Annotated in this window: 2 protein-coding genes; both read right to left on the bottom strand. The window is 31.1% G+C overall.

Annotated features, from left to right (window positions below; all coding sequences use genetic code 11):
- Positions 1 to 38: 38 nt before the first annotated feature.
- On the bottom strand, positions 39 to 359 hold the full coding sequence (locus tag FTV42_RS17285; RefSeq protein WP_180039289.1) for a type II toxin-antitoxin system RelE/ParE family toxin: 321 nt from the start codon (positions 357 to 359) through the stop codon (positions 39 to 41).
- 174 nt (positions 360 to 533) lie between these two features.
- The gene (locus FTV42_RS17290) at positions 534 to 797 is read right to left on the bottom strand and encodes a hypothetical protein (protein ID WP_180039287.1); all 264 of its coding nucleotides are present in this window, start codon (positions 795 to 797) and stop codon (positions 534 to 536) included.
- Between the last annotated feature and the right edge of the window lie 293 nt (positions 798 to 1,090).

Consider the following 1,090-nt stretch of genomic DNA (forward strand, 5'->3'; position numbering starts at 1 on the left):
CTTCTTTAATTGAAGAGACCAGATCATCAAATAAATTATTATCCATGAAGTTGCTCCTTCACTAATTGACGAAGAATGGCTGTTTCCTTATCGGTCAGGGTATCTTTTACTGATTTTGGATAAGCCAATAAGAAAAAAATTTGGTGATCTTCATTAACCCAATAATAGATTACCCGGATACCGCCACTTTTACCTTTGTTACCTTGAGCACAACGTACTTTACGAATGCCACCACCATTTTTAACAACATCCCCTTTATCAGGCTGTACTAAAAGATCTTGTTGTAACTGACGATATTCATCATCTGTCACAAGTTCTTTGATTTGCTTAGTAAAAATACTGGTTTCAATAAACAACATAGGTTGATATACGTCAATGGCGTATAAAGAAGTATAACTATTTGAAGATAAAAAAGCGAGAGCTATAGTCTCTCGCTTTTTTGACTTCATATAAAAAAAATTTGATGGTAAATAATATATATAAGGCTGTAACTTATTAAATTTTTTGATTAAAATCCACATTATAGTAGTGGATTATTTTACAGATGCAAAATTATCACCCATCGTATCTGTTACAACATGCAATTTCCATTTTGCATCTTGACAGGTACTACTTTTATTATGTGGAGGGAAAGTATCATCATTTGGGTGCATATTAGACGTAATTTCTCTACCACAATTTACACATTTGTAAATTCCTGAAAATTCTACTTTACCACCTGGTTTATTAATATTAGTAAACGCTGTTCCAGGAGGATCATATATTTTAAATTTTGTACCACTTGCAATTGCTGCCACTTTTTATAGCCTCTTTAGATTTTTCTAATACATGGAGATCAAAATATTAAATACAAGAGAAAAGTTATTTTATTTCATAGATTTAATAAAATCTCTTATATATTAGTAAAATATTGAAATTAAACCTTGTAAAACATTGATATACTTGCAAAAACTGCACCCAAGCTATTCCATTTAGACTGAGCTTTCAACGTTTCTCTCACATCCCAACCATCAAAAGATACTCCTGATAAATTCGGTGCCTCATTTTTCTTTTCAGCTTTTTTTTTAGCTATTTCTACAGCTTTTTCTCT

Origin of the sequence: Acinetobacter sp. YH16052 (genome assembly GCF_013417155.1) — a bacterium.
In the GTDB taxonomy this organism is placed as follows: domain Bacteria; phylum Pseudomonadota; class Gammaproteobacteria; order Pseudomonadales; family Moraxellaceae; genus Acinetobacter.

Excerpts from the sequence above, each read along its gene's own strand:
- FTV42_RS17285 (WP_180039289.1), bottom strand. The coding sequence starts at position 359 with ATGTTGTTTATTGAAACCAGTATTTTTACTAAGCAAATCAAAGAACTT.